At 65.6% G+C, this 15,578-nt stretch carries 13 protein-coding genes; 4 read left to right on the forward strand and 9 right to left on the reverse strand.

Annotated elements, in window-relative coordinates; all coding sequences use genetic code 11:
* Positions 1-132 precede the first annotated feature (132 nt).
* Entirely contained in the window at positions 133-3,303 is a 3,171-nt protein-coding gene (locus CQ393_RS15415; protein WP_153192727.1) for an SIR2 family protein, read from the reverse strand.
* Positions 3,304-3,819: 516 nt separating this feature from the next.
* Here CQ393_RS15415 and CQ393_RS18435 point away from each other — a divergent pair.
* Entirely contained in the window at positions 3,820-4,086 is a 267-nt protein-coding gene (locus CQ393_RS18435; RefSeq protein WP_343200001.1) for a SymE family type I addiction module toxin, read from the forward strand.
* A gap of 134 nt (positions 4,087-4,220) precedes the next feature.
* Here the strand turns inward: CQ393_RS18435 and CQ393_RS15425 are convergent, their stop codons facing one another.
* The 3 genes from CQ393_RS15425 to CQ393_RS15435 all read right to left on the reverse strand — a co-directional run bounded on the left by CQ393_RS15425 (position 4,221) and on the right by CQ393_RS15435 (position 8,127).
* Positions 4,221-5,039, reverse strand: a complete 819-nt coding sequence (locus CQ393_RS15425; protein ID WP_153192728.1) for a nucleotidyltransferase domain-containing protein — start codon at positions 5,037-5,039, stop codon at positions 4,221-4,223.
* A gap of 74 nt (positions 5,040-5,113) precedes the next feature.
* Positions 5,114-7,003: a tRNA uridine-5-carboxymethylaminomethyl(34) synthesis enzyme MnmG gene (mnmG, locus tag CQ393_RS15430; protein WP_153192730.1), complete on the reverse strand. Its 1,890-nt coding sequence runs from the start codon at positions 7,001-7,003 to the stop codon at positions 5,114-5,116.
* A gap of 560 nt (positions 7,004-7,563) precedes the next feature.
* Positions 7,564-8,127 (reverse strand): hypothetical protein, encoded by a 564-nt coding sequence (locus CQ393_RS15435; RefSeq protein WP_228114609.1) that lies wholly within the window; start codon positions 8,125-8,127, stop codon positions 7,564-7,566.
* Between the two features lie 139 nt (positions 8,128-8,266).
* On the opposite strand from CQ393_RS15435, the gene CQ393_RS15440 reads away from it, so the two are divergent.
* The 3 genes from CQ393_RS15440 to CQ393_RS15450 are packed head-to-tail and all read left to right on the forward strand — an operon-like array spanning position 8,267 to position 10,282.
* A complete protein-coding gene (locus CQ393_RS15440) occupies positions 8,267-9,229 on the forward strand; it encodes a pyridoxal-phosphate dependent enzyme (protein ID WP_153192732.1) in 963 nt (320 codons plus the stop codon).
* Positions 9,226-9,828, forward strand: a complete 603-nt coding sequence (locus CQ393_RS15445; RefSeq protein WP_153192733.1) for a YdcF family protein — start codon at positions 9,226-9,228, stop codon at positions 9,826-9,828. Before CQ393_RS15440 ends, CQ393_RS15445 begins: the two co-directional genes overlap by 4 nt.
* A gap of 25 nt (positions 9,829-9,853) precedes the next feature.
* On the forward strand, positions 9,854-10,282 hold the full coding sequence (locus CQ393_RS15450) for a ketosteroid isomerase-related protein (protein WP_153192735.1): 429 nt from the start codon (positions 9,854-9,856) through the stop codon (positions 10,280-10,282).
* 343 nt (positions 10,283-10,625) lie between these two features.
* On the opposite strand, the gene bioC is transcribed toward CQ393_RS15450, so the two are convergent.
* The 5 genes from bioC to bioB all read right to left on the reverse strand — a co-directional run bounded on the left by bioC (position 10,626) and on the right by bioB (position 15,555).
* Entirely contained in the window at positions 10,626-11,513 is an 888-nt protein-coding gene (gene bioC / locus CQ393_RS15455) for a malonyl-ACP O-methyltransferase BioC (RefSeq protein ID WP_153192737.1), read from the reverse strand.
* Positions 11,514-11,536: 23 nt separating this feature from the next.
* Positions 11,537-12,319 carry an SDR family oxidoreductase gene (locus CQ393_RS15460; RefSeq protein WP_153192751.1) on the reverse strand — a complete coding sequence of 261 codons (783 nt, stop codon included), beginning with the start codon at positions 12,317-12,319 and terminating at the stop codon, positions 11,537-11,539.
* A gap of 60 nt (positions 12,320-12,379) precedes the next feature.
* The gene (gene bioH / locus CQ393_RS15465; RefSeq protein ID WP_153192753.1) at positions 12,380-13,147 is read right to left on the reverse strand and encodes a pimeloyl-ACP methyl ester esterase BioH; all 768 of its coding nucleotides are present in this window, start codon (positions 13,145-13,147) and stop codon (positions 12,380-12,382) included.
* A gap of 16 nt (positions 13,148-13,163) precedes the next feature.
* Complete coding sequence (gene bioF / locus CQ393_RS15470; RefSeq protein ID WP_153192755.1) at positions 13,164-14,375, reverse strand: 8-amino-7-oxononanoate synthase; 1,212 nt, start codon at positions 14,373-14,375, stop codon at positions 13,164-13,166.
* Between the two features lie 151 nt (positions 14,376-14,526).
* Positions 14,527-15,555, reverse strand: a complete 1,029-nt coding sequence (bioB, locus tag CQ393_RS15475; protein ID WP_153192757.1) for a biotin synthase BioB — start codon at positions 15,553-15,555, stop codon at positions 14,527-14,529.
* Positions 15,556-15,578: the final 23 nt, after the last annotated feature.

Below are 15,578 nucleotides of genomic sequence, written 5' to 3' on the forward strand. Positions count from 1 at the left end.
GTCGAGGAAGGGGCGGAGGGGGGGCATAGGTTAGTTGGGTATGAAAACGAACGAATAGTACGTGGTGGAAAATCGGTTTGCTGATGGAGAGATCGGGTCTTACCCAATAGCGGTCTTCTTATGACTGTAGCTTCAGTTGCTTGCCGCAACGTTGCGACAAGCAGCACTGACATCCCCTTGGCCGACGTAAAGCTTTACGTCCTTCGCAACTGGGCCACGGAATGAAAAAAAGACTGAGAACTCAAGTTGAACTCCTCTGTGCAGCTGTCCCCACAAACTGCTGGCCGCTCTCTTGGATATATATACGTCGCATCCGAGACCCACGCAACGCACGAATGAAAAGCTAGGCCTGACTGTGCCGATACTGCCCACAAATCTCCTCACTCGTCCCGCTTCCCTCACAGGCTCGGATGCAGTGTCGATTAGCTCAGGTGACACCTTTGCGCGAGCGAGAGATCTAAACAGATCCTCTGCTTTAGAGCGATCCCCGTAAAGGAAGCTAAATCGCGCAAAGAGGAACTGTGCCTGATATCTATTGTCACCGTCAGAGAAGCTCCGACGGAGATGTTCAATAATATCCTGTGCGCGATCTTCCTCAGCGAATGCCCGAATGGTTTCCGCTAACGCAAGATGTACCTCCTTATTAGGCCCGGCGGCACGAAGCGTCTCAGACAGAACCCGCTCGGCCTCATCAAACCGTCCCTCGGCTGTGTATCGTTCGGCCAAGCGAATGGCCAAGAAGCTTGTGTGCTTGTCTGTTTTGTGCGCCTGCTCAAGAATGAAGGTGGCCTTGGGGTGCTCACTCATGGCAGTTGCAAGTCTGGACTCAACCGTCGAAATAAAAGCATCACGTGGGAAGGACTGCCTGCAGCTGGATAGTACGGACTGAATATCACGAAGGAGGGTTGTTATAATATTTGCTGAGCTGTCAGATGCGTCATTGAGTCGATCCTCCAGCTCATCTATTAGTAGGTCAGCTTTTAGGACAAATGGGTAGGAGTCTCGGCGATCAGAGATCAGCCTATTAAGAATTGCAGAGGCTTCCTGTCTCCGTTTGTCCCGTTCAAGTACATTTTTGCTCTCTCTCGCTTGCCTCCTAAGAACAGAAGCTTTGACATGGAGCGTCGATTTGGTTGGCCGAAGATTTCTAGATGCGGCGATAGCCTGGTCAATCAGATGGCTTGCCCGCTTTACATCACCGTTCTTGTGCTGTAACTCAAATTGCGCAAGATGCTGATCAACCACCTCGTCTGGCACCCCAGCATCTCGCGCCGCCTTGAATACTGCGTATGCAAGAGACTTATCCGTGAAGTCTTTAGCTAATTGTCTCGCACGAATTAGCTTAGTTACGGCCTCATTGTCGGTATTATAGCCAGTGTTTAGAGACTGAATTATCCTTACGAGCTGCGCACTACGAGCATTTTCTCCAGGCACTGCAGCATCAAATACGATGTCTGCGATGCTTGGATGACGCGACTTGTACACGTAATCCCCAAGCGATCCCCAGAACTGCGTATGCACGACGTGCTCCAGAGGCTGAAAGAGTCGCTCGTGAAAGTCCTCCATCCTTATCCCGCTGACCCGCGATATCGTTCCAGCGCGGACGGGAACTCCCACTCGATGAACAGTGCAGATGTCCAAGTACAGTCTTTGAGCTTCCGTGGGGACGAGTTGGGTATATTCATCTGCGACAATTTCGGCAAAGGATCTGCCGGACGTAGCTTCGTGCAATGCGACAAGAAGTTGGTTGTTTAGCTTGGATTTTAGGTATACGACAGCATCTTCCAAGGTGAATTTGGCCATGTAGCCAAGACAATTTGATTTCTTTAATTTCAGTATTAACTCGCCAACTTCTGTCTCCGACAGGTCAAGGACGTCATATGTCTCATTAACAAAAGGCGTGAGCTCGGCGCCATCTACGTTCCATTGATTGGTTCTTTCAGCGCATACGATCTTCAACTCAAGTCGCTGCTTCTTGGCCTGTCGCATCAGCTCCGTTAGATCCTCAACATGATCTAAGGCTTCGTCTACAACAATATAGATCGGCTCATCTATTAACTGGTAAAGCTCTTTCACAAGATCAAAATTAATGCGCGAGCCCTGCGAAACGTAGAAGGTTGGCTTGCCATAGGTGATCGCAGCTTCCCACGCAAAACGCTTGAGCGCGATCGTCTTGCCGCTGCCGGCATATCCAAGCAAAGCAAAGAACTTCGGGCCGTCTTCCCTGACGTCGCCGATTACCAAGTCCAGTAGCAGTTCTTCCGTGGTGCTTCTGGTGACATCGAGATTCCCAGGTATCCATGCGAACCCATCACTGGAGCCGCGATAAAAATCCTGCGGTGACACGGTCTCCAGCTGCATGTCAGGGTGGATGTGAATTAAATCGTATGCCAAGTACGCAAGAAGTTCAGGGGATGGGGTGCCGTTTCCAGAGATGTGCTTAGATATGCTTCCTCTTTCTCCCTTCCGTAGCGCCGCGAGGGTAAGGTTTGCGTCCGTAACTGCCGTGCGGAGGTAGGTGAACAACTCGTCAAAAGTAGCTGGCACCGCATCAACTCTTCTCGACTCCCACAATGCCACTTCTTCTTCAATCAAATCAGGATTCGCGTACACAAATCGCTTGTGTGATATGGCGTTATCAAATATATCGAACATGATATCGCGGACATTTTCGTCAGCAAGCGAGTAACCGCTGAAGATGATTGGGTGATCGAATGCCCAATCTTTTAGATAGTTGAATAGGCGCGTACGCCTGTTTCTGAATCGCGAATACTCTGTACTGCTCAGAATGAGAGGAAGGTGGGTGTCAGCTGCCCGCGTTACGCAGCCGTGCAGTTTCAGTAATGGGACAGATGCCCCGCCGCTACTTATCGTGCCCTTAAAATCGTCGTCGTCGCAGATGATGGGTACAAGCTTCTGTTGCGGGCTTTTGTAGCGCTCATAAGCCCGTTCTATGGCGAGGTCATAGTTTGTAGTGACGATAGCCTTCCAGCGGTACCTTGGTATCTCGAGATGAGATCGAGTCGCCTCAAGCGAATAATACTGATCACGAACGAGACGTTGCATGTCGAGCATCCCCGCTGCGGAGGTTACGAGATCCCCCACTGCGGCCAAACTCTTGTTCTTTCCCTTTCCCCCAAGGAACTCATCGCAAAGCTTGTCCCGCAAGCCTGTCGCAGATGGCGCCTTTGAGCCATCACTTGCTCTGCACTCAAAAGACGCTCCAGAGCCTAGGAAGAGAATGGACTCCCCTTTTGCTATGAGATCAAGTGTGTGCGATGGAATCTTCCATGCTTCAAGCATATCCGCCTCTCTATCTTAAGTTCCTTTCCATTCATCTTATACCTCCAGATATCGCAAGCTTCTAGTTGGTACATCTACAAGAGCAATCGCCAGTTTTTCGTGGACAGTAGATTTCCGCTGTGTCGGAATGGAGAAGTCTGATTGACTTCTGTGAAGACTAGGCAGCACCATCAACCCGCTGCGGCGAAATCCGCAGCCGGGTTTGACAGCCTGAAACCACAAGGCGCACCAGCGCCCATCTTCGATGCCGGCGCTTTTCTTCAGCCCGGCGATTTGCATGGGCGAAGCAGCCAGTTCGACGGCGGGCGGTGTGCGGAGGCCGAAAGGCCTGCCGGTTCCTTGTGGCCGGTCTGTCAACCGCGCACCGTCCGCCACCCTCGATTGACAGCGAGGCGGCGGATTCCTCATCGCACAAGGAGTCCGACATGAGCCGTTCCAAGGAAGTCACACGCGTTTCCACCGTTGCGTCCAACCGCAGCCCATCCAGGCACGAGGCACACACGCCGCGGATGATCGATTCCGCGCCGGTTCCGGAGTTGTTTTCGCCCCCGTTGCCGGCGCCGCCCGCTTCCAGCGGCTGGGCGCGCATACCCAAGCGCTGCACGATGGGTTACCTGCTATTACGACGAGCGCCGGGGCCAACAAATCGTCGGCCGTGCCGTGCCCAGTCTGCGCCTGTCCGGCCGTTGGCTGGAACGCTGCGGCTTTGCCGTGGGCGATGCATTGGAGGTGACGGTGGGTGATGGGTTGTTGTTGATCAGCCGTCACAAGGGCGGCGCCTGAGAAAGTCCAAAGCAGCTGTTCCAGCTGCAATGCGAAGGAAAACGAAGAAGCCCGCTTTGGCGGGCTTCTTCACCGATCACCTGGGCTGTCCTCGATCCTGCCGGCGTCGAGTTACGAGCTGAGGCTGGGTGTTCTCACTCGGGCGCATGCTCCCGCAGCATCTGCCTGAAGCGGGCATCCAGCGCTTCGCTGTCGCCGTGCCCAGTTGGAAGCGAGGGCGCGGCGTTGCTGCGGCGTTGCAGTTCTGTGTCGATGTAGTCGCTGATGGCGGCGATACGCGCACCATCGGCCACTTCGGCGCTGCGGCGTTTCACTTCCAGCAGCGCGTCGATGGCCGAGCGGACGGGGCCTTCTGGCAGCAGGCGATCGAGCAGGTCTTCGAAAGCCATCGGCGGCGGGGTGGGATCGTTCTCGATCCACTGGCAGGCCAGCAAGGGCCGCAGTACGTACAGATACTTCTTGGTGCGTACGCGCTCGCCCTTCAGGTAGCCGCGATGGTTGGCGGTGGCCATGTTGAAGTAGTGCCACCAGCTGCCGAGCGGTGAATGGAACTCGGTGACGGCTTCGCGCAATGAGGCGATGGCTCGCGCATCGCCGCGATACAGGATGGGGGAACGCAGCCACTCCGACAGCGTGGGATTGGATTTGGACACCAGCCGCAACGCTTTGCGCAGATCCCAGCCGCTGACGTCGAGTTCGTCATCGATAGGCAGTTCGATGACATCCCGCTGTGGCTCGTCGGGACCGCTGCGCTCGTTGACGCTCAGGTACCACGGTTGACGGTGCACGTAGACGAAGCGCGCGTCGTAGTCGCTGTCTGGAGAGGAAAATCCCCAGCCGCGGCTGCCGGATTCGCAGGCCATCAGTATGCGTACGTCGTGCCGGCGCTCGATGCCTTCCAGCGCGGCCAGTACGGCTTCACGCTTTTCCGGGTCTATCGGATGGATATCCATATCCTGCGGTACTCGTTGTGGAGAGTGGCGAGTCTAGGCGAACTCATGCACTGCCATCCGCTACTCGGCTGGAATCAAGCCACCTTCCCGCGCCGCGCCCGCTCCAGGTGCACCAACAACAGCGAGATCGCGGCCGGGGTCATGCCGGGGATGCGTTGGGCCTGGCCAATGGTCTGCGGGCGCACGCGTTCGAGTTTCTGCAGCACTTCGGCGGAGAGGCCGCGCACGGCGGCGAAGTCGAAGCCTTCGGCAATGGCGGTGTTCTCGTGACGCTGCTGGCGTTCGATTTCCTCGCGCTGGCGGTCCAGGTAGCCGGCGTACTTGACGCTGATTTCCACCTGTTCGGCCACACGCGCATCATCCACGCCGGGGCCGAGCGAGGGCACCTGCATCAGTTTGGCGTAGTCCAGTTCCGGGCGCTTGATCAGGTCGAGCACGTTGGTTTCGCGGCTCACCGCCACGCCGGTGGTTGCCTGCACTTCGCGGCCCAGGGCGTTAGCGGGTGTGGCCCACAGGCCGCGCAGGCGCGCGCTTTCACTGGCGACGGCGGCCTGCTTGGTTTCGAACGCGTGCCAGCGGCGGTCGTCGACCAGGCCCAGCTCGCGGCCGGTCGGGGTCAGGCGCGCGTCGGCATTGTCCTCGCGCAGCTGCAGCCGGTATTCGGCGCGGCTGGTGAACATGCGGTAGGGCTCGCTGGTGCCGTGGGTGATCAGGTCGTCCACCAGCACGCCGATGTAGGCCTCGTCGCGGCGCGGGCACCAGCCGTCGCGGCCCTGCACGAACAGCGCGGCGTTGACGCCGGCCAGCAGGCCCTGCGCGCCGGCTTCCTCGTAGCCGGTGGTGCCGTTGATCTGGCCGGCGAAGAACAGGCCGGCGACCTGGCGGGTTTCCAGCGTGTTCTTCAGCCCACGCGGGTCGAAGAAGTCGTATTCGATGGCGTAGCCGGGGCGGGTGATGTGCGCGTGCTCGAAGCCGCGGATGCTGCGCACCAGTTCCAGCTGCACGTCGAACGGCAGCGAGGTGGAAATGCCGTTGGGGTAGATCTCCACCACGTCCAGGCCTTCGGGCTCGACGAAGATCTGGTGGCTGTCCTTTTCGGCGAAGCGCACCACCTTGTCCTCGATGGATGGGCAATAGCGCGGGCCGATGCCTTCGATCTGGCCGGAATACAGCGGCGAGCGGTGCAGCGCGTTGCGGATGATCTCGTGCGTGTGCTCGCTGGTGTGGGTGATCCAGCAGCTCACCTGCCGCGGGTGCTCGGCGATGTTGCCCAGGTAGGACATCACCGGCAGCGGGTCGTCGCCGGGTTGTTCCTCCATGACGCTGTAGTCGAGCGAGCGGCCGTCGATGCGCGGCGGCGTGCCGGTCTTGAGCCGGTCGATGGCGAACGGGCGCTCGCGCAGGCGCGCGGCCAGCGTGGTGGCCGGCGGGTCGCCCATGCGCCCGGCGGTGTACTGGGTTTCGCCGATGTGGATCTTGCCGGCGAGGAAGGTGCCGGCGGTGAGCACTACGGCTGGCGCATGGAAGGTCAGCCCGGTCTGGGTGATGGCGCCGCGCACGGCGTCGCCTTCGATCACCAGGTCGTCCACCGCCGCCTGGAACACGGTCAGGTTGGGCTGCGATTCGACGATGCGGCGGATCGCCATGCGGTACAGGTTGCGGTCGGCCTGGCAGCGGGTGGCGCGCACCGCCGGGCCCTTGGAGGCGTTGAGCGTGCGCCACTGGATGCCGGCCTGGTCGGCGGCGTGCGCCATGGCCCCGCCCAGTGCGTCGATCTCCTTGACCAGGTGGCCCTTGCCGATGCCGCCGATGGCCGGGTTGCAGCTCATCGCGCCCACCGTTTCCACGTTGTGGGTCAGCAGCAGGGTGCGGGCGCCGCCGCGCGCCGCGGCCAGTGCGGCCTCGGTGCCGGCGTGGCCGCCGCCGATGACGATGACGTCGTAACGATGGAAGGAGTCGGTCATGAAGGGGATAGGAGGCTTGAAGTGTGAAATCCGTCGTCGGCCCGCGGTATGCGCCCGCGGCGACGGCGTGGTGATTTTACCGCCAATGCCCGACGGGCATAGGCGCAGGCCTAAAGTTGGCACGCAAACTGCAGCTAACGTATTTGCACCCGGCGTGGCATGCGACCAGGGCGCAGTGGCTGGAATTGGAACAGGGGCCAGCCGAAGCGCACACCGGGGAAGCATGGGGCCGGCAGTCGGGGGACTGCCGGCCCTTCTTTCATTGCGGGGTTCCCACGGCCGGGCAGGCGGGCCGGAGCGTTGCGGCGTCATGCCTCACGCGGCCCGGAGCCCGGATGGAAGCCTTCGCCCGTACCCGGAAAGACAAAGCCCCGGCCATGCCGGGGCTTTGTCGTTGTAGGCGCCGATGTCCGGCAGGGCCGGAACAGGGGGGATCCAGATTTCCTGACGGACATCGACATTGAAGCGGTCGGACGTGAGGGGCAGTTCGGGTCAGTTATCGACGCTGCCGGTCACCCGGTCCGACAAGATTGCCTGGTTTTTCGGCAATTGCAAGCGCCTTAGAGTTCCTGTTGCCGTGCCGACTCCCGTGGGCGGGAATGTGACGGCGGTCGGGCCGGTGCCGGGCGCTGCATCATCGGACGCGGCGCGTCGGCGCGTGGCGCCGGCATTGCCCGCGGGACCGGCTGGGTCGGGCGCGGCTGCGGACGCTGCTGCCGGTCCATGTCGCGCCACGGCGATTTGCCGCCGCCTTCCACCGGCGGGCGTGGCGGACGGGGCGGGGGGCCGTTGCCGTCGCCGGGACGCGGCGGCGGGCGGTGGCCGCCATTGCCGTTGCCATGGGCCGGCGGGCGGGGACCATTGCCCCAGTGGCCGCCATGCGGCGGACGCGGGTTGTACGGCGGCCGGTAGACCGGGTACGGATAGCGGTAGTCGTAATACCCGTAGCCGCCATAGCCGTAAGGGTCATAGCCGCCGCCATAGGGATAGCCGTACGGGTAGATGCGCTGCACCGACGTCACACCGCGGTAATAGCCGCCCGCGCCGCCACCGACATAGTCGTAGGTGGCGCAGCCGGACAGGCCGAGCAGCAAGCCGGCCGAAAGGATCAGGCGCTTTTTCATGACAGTCCCCCTGTTGGGTGCGGAGCCAGCTTCGGGCCCGCGCATTGAATCGGTCCTTAACCCTGCCGGCAGGGACTGAACACAGGTCCAGCGATGGTTCGAGATGGTCCGGCACCGGGGCCTACGTTAACCTTTCCCCATGGTTGAACTCACCCTGCCAGGGCCGGCCGACGTGCTGGCCGCCGCGGCCCGCATCGCGCCGCATGCCACGGTCACCCCGGTCCTGCGTTCGCGCGAACTGGATGCGCTGTCCGGCGCCCGCCTGCATTTCAAGGCCGAGCACCTGCAGCGCGGTGGCGCCTTCAAGTTCCGCGGCGCCTGCAACGCGGTATGGGCGCTGGACGAGGACCAGGCGCGGCGCGGCGTGGTGACCCATTCCTCCGGCAACCACGGCGCGGCGCTGGCCCTGGCGGCACGCTCGCGCGGCATTCCCTGCCACGTGGTGGTGCCCGAGGGCGCGGTGGCGGCCAAGCTGGCCAACATCGCCCGCCACGGCGCGACGCTGTGGCGCTGCGCACCGACCCAGGCCGCGCGCGAGGCCGAATGCGCGCGGGTGCAGCGGGAAACCGGGGCGACCCTGGTCCACCCCTATGCCGATACGCAGGTGATCGCCGGCCAAGGCACGGCGACGCTGGAACTGCTGCGCCAGGCCGGCACGACGCTGGACGCGGTGGTAGTGCCGGCCGGCGGCGGCGGGCTGGCCTCCGGCACTCTGCTGGCGCTGCGCCAGGCGGCGCCGGACTGCGAGCTGGTGCTGGCCGAACCGGCCGGCGCGGCCGATACCGCGCGCTCGCTGGAGGCGGGAAGGCGGCTGGTCGATTTCGTGCCCGACACCGTCTGCGACGGCCTGCGCGGCGCGCTGGGCGAACCGAATTTCGCGTTGCTTGCAGGCAACGCCACCGTCATCACCGTAGCCGACGCCGCCACCGTGGCGGCGATGCGCCTGCTGTGGCAGGTGCTCAAGCAGGTGGTGGAACCCTCCTCGGCCACGGTGCTGGCGGCGGTGCTGGCGCAGCCGCAGCGCTTTGCCGGGCGCGACGTGGGCCTGGTCCTGTCCGGCGGCAACGTCGACCTGGACGCGCTGCCGTGGATGGATGCATGAGCCGCAGGCGCACCCGCCTGTTCGACTGGCTGTGGCGCCTGTGCGTGCTGGTGCTGCTGTGGCTGCTCGGCGTGGCGGCGTGGATCATCTGGGTGGGCGACCGCGACCAGGCCGCGCCGGCCGACGCGATCATCGTGCTGGGTGCGGCGGCCTACGACGCCAAGCCGTCGCCGGTGTTCGAGGAGCGCATCCGCCACGGGCTGGACCTGTACCGGCAGGGCTACGCGCCCAAGCTGATCTTCACCGGCGGCTTCGGCGGCGCCGGCGCGCGTTTCTCCGAATCGCAGGTGGCGCGCCGCTATGCGCTGAAGCAGGAGATTCCCGCCAAGGACATCCTGATCGAGAACCGCTCGCGCACCACCCGCCAGAACCTGGTCGAGGCCAAGCGGCTGATGGATGCGCACGGCATGCACCGCGCCATCCTGGTCAGCGATCCGCTGCACATGGCGCGCGCGCTGCGCCTGTCCAGGGAACTGGGCATCGATGCGCTGGCCTCGTCCACGCCGAGCACGCGCTTCCGCAGCTTCCACACCAGCTGGCGGTTCCTGGCGCAGGAAATCTATTTCTTCCACCGCGACCTGTTCGCCGGCGGTACCTGAGCGCCGCCGCTCCTCGAGAAATCCCATGAGCCACGACGTTTCCCCCGCCCAGCAGCAGGCCATCGACCTGGTCCGCGGCTACTACGATGCCTTCAACCGCGGCGACTGGGCCGGGATGCTGGAGCGCCTGGCCGACGACGTGGCGCACGACCTGAACCAAGGCGCGCGCGAAAGCGGCCGCGAGGCGTTCGCCGCGTTCCTGCGGCGCATGGAGGCCAGCTACCGCGAGCAGCTGCGCGAGGTGATGGTGATGGCCAGCATCAATGGCACCCGCGCCGCCGCCGAATACGTGGTGCACGGCGAATACCACCACACCGACGAAGGCCTGCCGCCGGCCAACGGCCAGCGCTACGTGCTGCCCGGCGGCGCGTTCTTCGACATCCGCGACGGCCGCATCGCGCGCGTCAGCAACTACTACAACCTGCAGGACTGGATCGCGCAGGTAGGCGGCTGAGCCGCCCGTAGGAGCGCACCTCGGTGCGCGAGGGGCTTTCCCGGTACCCGATCAGCCCCGACTGTCAGCAGCACGGAAACACTCCCTCCCTCTCGTGCGAAGCATGAAGGGGAGGGCTGGAGGGGTGACTTGATGTCCGCATGGAGCCAAAGCACCTTCTCCCATCCCTTCGGGCCCGGCCCGCCGGCATGACCAGCGGGCGTTCAAGCGCGTGCGAGCCGATGGTTCGCAAACCAACGCGCTTTCACCTCCCTGCTCGCTCGGCGAACAAGGGAAGGGGCAAGAACGGCACTCGATGCTGAGCCGGTTTCGGTAAGGCCCCATCGCGCACCAAGGTGCGCTCCTACGAGGGATTTTTGCGCCGGATCGGGATCGCCGACACCGGCACTGCGGCGATGTCGTGGCCGTGTTCGCGGATCGGCGCGCCCGGCTCCGGCGCCCAGGCGTGGGCGTAGATGACTTCCCAGCTGCTGGGCAGTTTGCCGTCGGGCCGGCGCAGCGGTTCGTAGGCCGCCTGGGCGGCGTTGAAGCGGCTGCGGCCGGTGAGCGTGTGGCGGCGTTCGCTCAGCGCGTTGGTCGCGCCGATAGCCTTGAGTTCGCGCATCAGCGCCGGCAGGCCGTCGTAGGTGAGGGTGAACAGGTCGCGGTCCAGCACCGGGTCGCGGAAGCCGGCCATCATCAGCGCGTCGCCGAACTGCGCGATCTGCACGAAGCGGCTCACGTGCGGGGTGGCGTCGGCCTGCGCGAACGCCTCGCGCAGTTCGATCAGCGTGTCCGGACCGAAGGTGGAGCACACCAGCAGGCCGCCGGGCCTGAGCACGCGGCGGAAACCGGCGAACACCGCCGGCAGGTCTTCCACCCACTGCAGGCACAGGTTGCTGAAGATCACGTCCACGCTGTTGTCGGCCAGCGGCAGCGCCCGCGCGTCGGCGCACACGCGCGAGAACGGGCGCCACCAGCCGGCCTGCTTCTTCGCCTCTGCCAGCATCGGCAGGGCCAGGTCCAGCGCGATCACCTGCGCCTTGGGCCAGCGCTTCTTCATCGCCGCGGTCGAGTGCGCCGGGCCGCTGCCGACGTCCAGCACCACCTGCGGTTGCCGCTGCTCCAGGTAGTCCAGCGATTCCAGCAGGCGTTTTGCGACCTCCTGCTGCAGCACGGCGGCGGCGTGGTAGCTGGAGGCGGCGCGCGAGAAGGCGCGGCGGACGTGCTTGGCATCGAACAGGGAGGGCATGGGAATACGCGCTTGCAACAGGGTCAGAAGGTACCGGGGTAGGCGCCGCCGTCGAGCAGCAGGTTCTGCCCGGTGATGTAGCCGGCGTGCACGCTGCACAGGAAGGCGCAGGCCGCGCCGAACTCGTCGGGCGTGCCGAAGCGGCCGGCGGGGATGCCGGCGCGGCGGCGTGCGGCCACCTCATCCAGCGGCTGCTGCTGCCTTTGCGCGCTGGCTTCCAGCGTGCCGCGCAGGCGGTCGGTGTCGAACGCGCCCGGCAGCAGGTTGTTGATCGTGACGTTGCGCGTCAGGTGGGTGCGGGCGACGCCGGCGACGAAGCCGGTCAATCCGGAGCGCGCGCCGTTGGACAGGCCGAGGATGTCGATCGGCGCCTTCACCGAACTGGAGGTGATGTCGACCACGCGGCCGAAACCGCGCGCGGCCATGGCGTCGACGGTGGCGCGGATCAGCTCGATCGGGGTGAGCATGTTGGCGTCCAGCGCGGCCAGCCACCGCTCGCGGTCCCAGTCGCGGAAATCGCCCGGTGGCGGGCCGCCGGCATTGGTGACGAGGATGTCCACCTGCGGGCAGGCGGCGAGCGCGGCGGCGCGGCCGGCGGCGGTGGTGATGTCGGCGGCGACGGCGAGCACCTGCCCGGCACCGGGAAGGGCGCGCAGTTCCGCCGCGGCCGCTGCCAGCGCGTCGGCGCCGCGGGCGACGATGACCACGTTGGCGCCCTCGCCGGCCAGCGCGCGCGCGCAGCCCAGCCCCAGCCCCTTGCTGGCGCCGCAGACCAGCGCCCAGCGCCCGGCGATTCCCAGATCCATCGGCCTACTCCCGGTGTGTTCGGTGGCCGCACATGATCGGCGATGCGTGCACGCGGCGGCTCACATGCAGTCCGCAACGAAGCGTTGCAGCAGCCCGGCGACGTCGTCGGCGTGGCCGAGGAACGGCGCGTGGCCACCGCCGTCGATGGTATGCGCGGCGTGCAGGCCGGCCGGCGCCAGCGTCGCGGCGCTGTGCATGGCCTTCGCCGGCACCAGCCGGTCGCGCTGGCCGCCGATCCACAGGCCGGGTGTGCGCAGGTCGCGCAGGGCGCCGCGCAGGTCGCTGCGGTCCAGCAGAGCCAGGCCCTCGTGCAGGGCGCGCGGGGCCGGCTCGCCGCGCTCGACCAGGGCATCGCGCAGGGTGCGCAGCTCGCTGCGCGCGTGCTGCGAGCCCATCACGTCCAGCGCGAGGAAGCGTTCCAGCGTGCCGCGATAATCCTGTTCCAGGTCGTGGCCGAACTGCTCGAACACGCTGCGGTCCACCGCATCGGGCCAGTCGGCGTCGCGCACGAAGCGCGGCGTGGCGGCGAGCATCGCCAGCCCGCGCACCTGCGGCAGCGTGGCCGCGGCGTGCAGCGCCACCAGCCCGCCCAGCGACCAGCCGCACCACACCGCCGGCGGCGTGGCGGCGGCGATGGCGTTGACCAGGTAGGGCAGGCGCAGCGGGGTGTCGTCGTCGCGGCTGAAGCCGTGGCCGGGCAGGTCCACCACGTGCAGCTGGAAGCGCGGCGACAGGCGTTCCACCAGCGGCGCGAAGATGCCGCCGTGCAGCGCCCAGCCGTGGATCAGGACCAGTGCCGGGCCGGTGCCGGTGACGTCGATATGCATGCGTGGAAGGCGTTCTTCAGGCGCTGACGGCGTTCAGCGACTGCTCGTAGGACAGCAGGTCGCGCGCGCGGGCGGTGGCATCGACCAGCGCCTTGACCTGCTCCAGGGTGTGCAGCGCCGAGAGCGTGATGCGCAGCCGTGCCTTGCCTTCGGGCACGGTCGGCGGGCGGATCGCGCCGACCAGGAAGCCGGACTGCTCCAGCGCGGCGCCCAGCGCCATCACCGTGGCCTCGTCGCCGCACAGCAGGGGCTGGATCGGGGTTTCCGAGGGCATCAGTTCCAGGCCGTTGCGGCGCGCGCCATCGCGGAAGGCGGCGATCAGCTCGACCAGCTTCTCGCGGCGCCAGTGGTCGCGGCGCGCCAGCTTCACCGCCGCCAGCGAGGCGGCGGCCTGCGCCGGCGGCAGCGCGGTGGTGTAGATGTAGGGACGCGCGGTCTCGGCCAGGTGCTGGATCAGGTGCTCCTCGCCCAGCACCACCGCGCCGTGGCCGCCGAGTGCCTTGCCCAGCGTGGCCAGCTGCAGCGGCACTTCGTTCACGCCCAGCCCGGCGTCGGCCACGCAGCCGCGGCCGTGTTCGCCGACCACGCCGACACCGTGCGCGTCGTCGACATAGAACAGCGCTTCCTGCATGCGCGCCACCAGCGACAGCGAGCGCAGCGGGGCGATGTCGCCGTCCATGCTGAACACGCCATCGGTGGCGAGCATGGCCGCGCCGTCGGCGGCGTTCTTCAGCTGGCGCATGGCGCCTTCGCTGTCCAGGTGCGGGTAGCGGCGCAGGCGGCAACCGGCCAGGCGGGTGGCGTCGAGCAGGCTGGCGTGGTTGAGGCGGTCCTGCACGCAGACGTCGCTGTCCTCGGACAGCAGCGCCTGCTGCACGGCGAGGTTGGCCATGAAGCCGCTGTCGAACAGCAGCGCGCGCGGATAGCCGAGCCAGTCGGCCATCTCGCGTTCGAGCTGTTCGTGCAGCACGTGGTGGCCGCAGACCAGGTGCGAGGCGGTGCTGCCGGCGCCTTCGCGGCCGGCGGCATCCTGCAGTGCGGCGACCACTTCGAACTGCTGCGACAGGCCCAGGTAGTCGTTGCTGCAGAAGCCGGTGAGCCACTTGCCGCCGACGTCCAGGCGCACGCCGTCGCGGCGGATGACGCTGCGGCGGACGCGGATGCGCCCCTGCGCTTGGCGGAGCTTGCGCTGGTCCTGCAGGCGGGCAAGGAGGTCGGGGCGGGCCATGGCGTCAGTTCATGGGCGGGTGGGCGGCTAGCGTAACCGGTTGCCGGTGGAACCGCTTGCGGCGCGGGTCTTCGGCGTAGGAGCGCACTTCAGTGCGCGATGAGGCTTTTCCGGTGAAGCCTCATCGCGCAGCAAGCTGCGCTCCTACGGGTCAGGCCGCGCAGCCGCACTGCGGGGCGATGTCCAGGTGCACCGTGCCGGGATGGTCGTGGTCGTCGGCATCGACGTTCACTTCCATCGGGCGGATGCCCAGCCGCGCGAACAGCGCCTGGTCGCGCGCGGTGTCCGGGTTGCCGGTGGTCAGCAGCTTCTCGCCGTAGAAGATGGAGTTGGCGCCGGCGGCGAAGCACAGCGCCTGCAGCTCGTCGCTCATGCTCTCGCGCCCGGCCGACAGCCGCACCATCGAGCGCGGCATCGCGATGCGCGCCACCGCGATCATGCGCACGAACTCGAACGGATCCAGTTCGGCGCTGCCGTGCAGCGGCGTGCCGGCGACCTGCACCAGGCGGTTGATCGGCACCGAATCCGGGTGCGCCGGCAGGTTGGCCAGCGCCAGCAGCAGGCCGGCGCGGTGTTCGCGGGTCTCGCCCATGCCGACGATGCCGCCGCAGCAGGTCTTCAGGCCGGCGTTGCGCACGTGTTCGAGCGTATCGAGCCGGTCCTGGTACTGGCGGGTGTGGATGATCGAGTCGTAGTAGTCCGGCGCGGTGTCGAGATTGTGGTTGTAGTAGTCCAGCCCGGCGTCCTTGAGCGCGCGGGCCTGGTGGCCTTCGAGCATGCCCAGGGTGGCGCAGGTCTCCAGGCCCAGCGCCTTCACCTCGCGGATCATCGCCGCCACCTTGGGGATGTCGCGGTCCTTGGGCGAACGCCACGCCGCGCCCATGCAGAAGCGCGAGGCGCCGGCCTCGCGGGCGGCGCGGGCGCGGGCGACCACGCTGTCGGTATCCATCAGCTTCTGCGCATTGACGCCGGTGTCGTAGCGCTGCGCCTGCGGGCAGTAGGCGCAGTCTTCCGGGCAGCCGCCGGTCTTGACCGACAGCAGGGTGGAGACCTGCACCTGCGCCGGGTCGAAATGCTCGCGGTGCACGCTGGCGGCGCGGAACAGCAGTTCGGGGAAGGGCAGGTCGAACAGCGCCAGCAGTTCCTCGCGGCTCCAGTCGTGGCGGATGACGGCAGACATGGGTGTTTCCTGACAGATCGGGC

It is taken from the genome of Stenotrophomonas sp. MYb238 (assembly GCF_009496535.1).
Classification (GTDB): Bacteria; Pseudomonadota; Gammaproteobacteria; order Xanthomonadales; family Xanthomonadaceae; genus Stenotrophomonas.

Bases quoted from the DNA above. Each gene is read 5' to 3' on its own strand.
- CQ393_RS15435 (WP_228114609.1), bottom strand. From the start codon at position 8,127: ATGAAAAAGCGCCTGATCCTTTCGGCCGGCTTGCTGCTCGGCCTGTCC.
- CQ393_RS15450 (WP_153192735.1), top strand. From the start codon at position 9,854: ATGAGCCACGACGTTTCCCCCGCCCAGCAGCAGGCCATCGACCTGGTC.
- CQ393_RS15425 (WP_153192728.1), bottom strand. From the start codon at position 5,039: ATGGATATCCATCCGATAGACCCGGAAAAGCGTGAAGCCGTACTGGCC.
- bioC (WP_153192737.1), bottom strand. From the start codon at position 11,513: ATGCCCTCCCTGTTCGATGCCAAGCACGTCCGCCGCGCCTTCTCGCGC.
- CQ393_RS15460 (WP_153192751.1), bottom strand. From the start codon at position 12,319: ATGGATCTGGGAATCGCCGGGCGCTGGGCGCTGGTCTGCGGCGCCAGC.
- bioB (WP_153192757.1), bottom strand. From the start codon at position 15,555: ATGTCTGCCGTCATCCGCCACGACTGGAGCCGCGAGGAACTGCTGGCG.
- CQ393_RS15445 (WP_153192733.1), top strand. From the start codon at position 9,226: ATGAGCCGCAGGCGCACCCGCCTGTTCGACTGGCTGTGGCGCCTGTGC.
- CQ393_RS15415 (WP_153192727.1), bottom strand. From the start codon at position 3,303: ATGCTTGAAGCATGGAAGATTCCATCGCACACACTTGATCTCATAGCA.
- bioH (WP_153192753.1), bottom strand. From the start codon at position 13,147: ATGCATATCGACGTCACCGGCACCGGCCCGGCACTGGTCCTGATCCAC.
- mnmG (WP_153192730.1), bottom strand. From the start codon at position 7,003: ATGACCGACTCCTTCCATCGTTACGACGTCATCGTCATCGGCGGCGGC.
- CQ393_RS15440 (WP_153192732.1), top strand. From the start codon at position 8,267: ATGGTTGAACTCACCCTGCCAGGGCCGGCCGACGTGCTGGCCGCCGCG.
- bioF (WP_153192755.1), bottom strand. From the start codon at position 14,375: ATGGCCCGCCCCGACCTCCTTGCCCGCCTGCAGGACCAGCGCAAGCTC.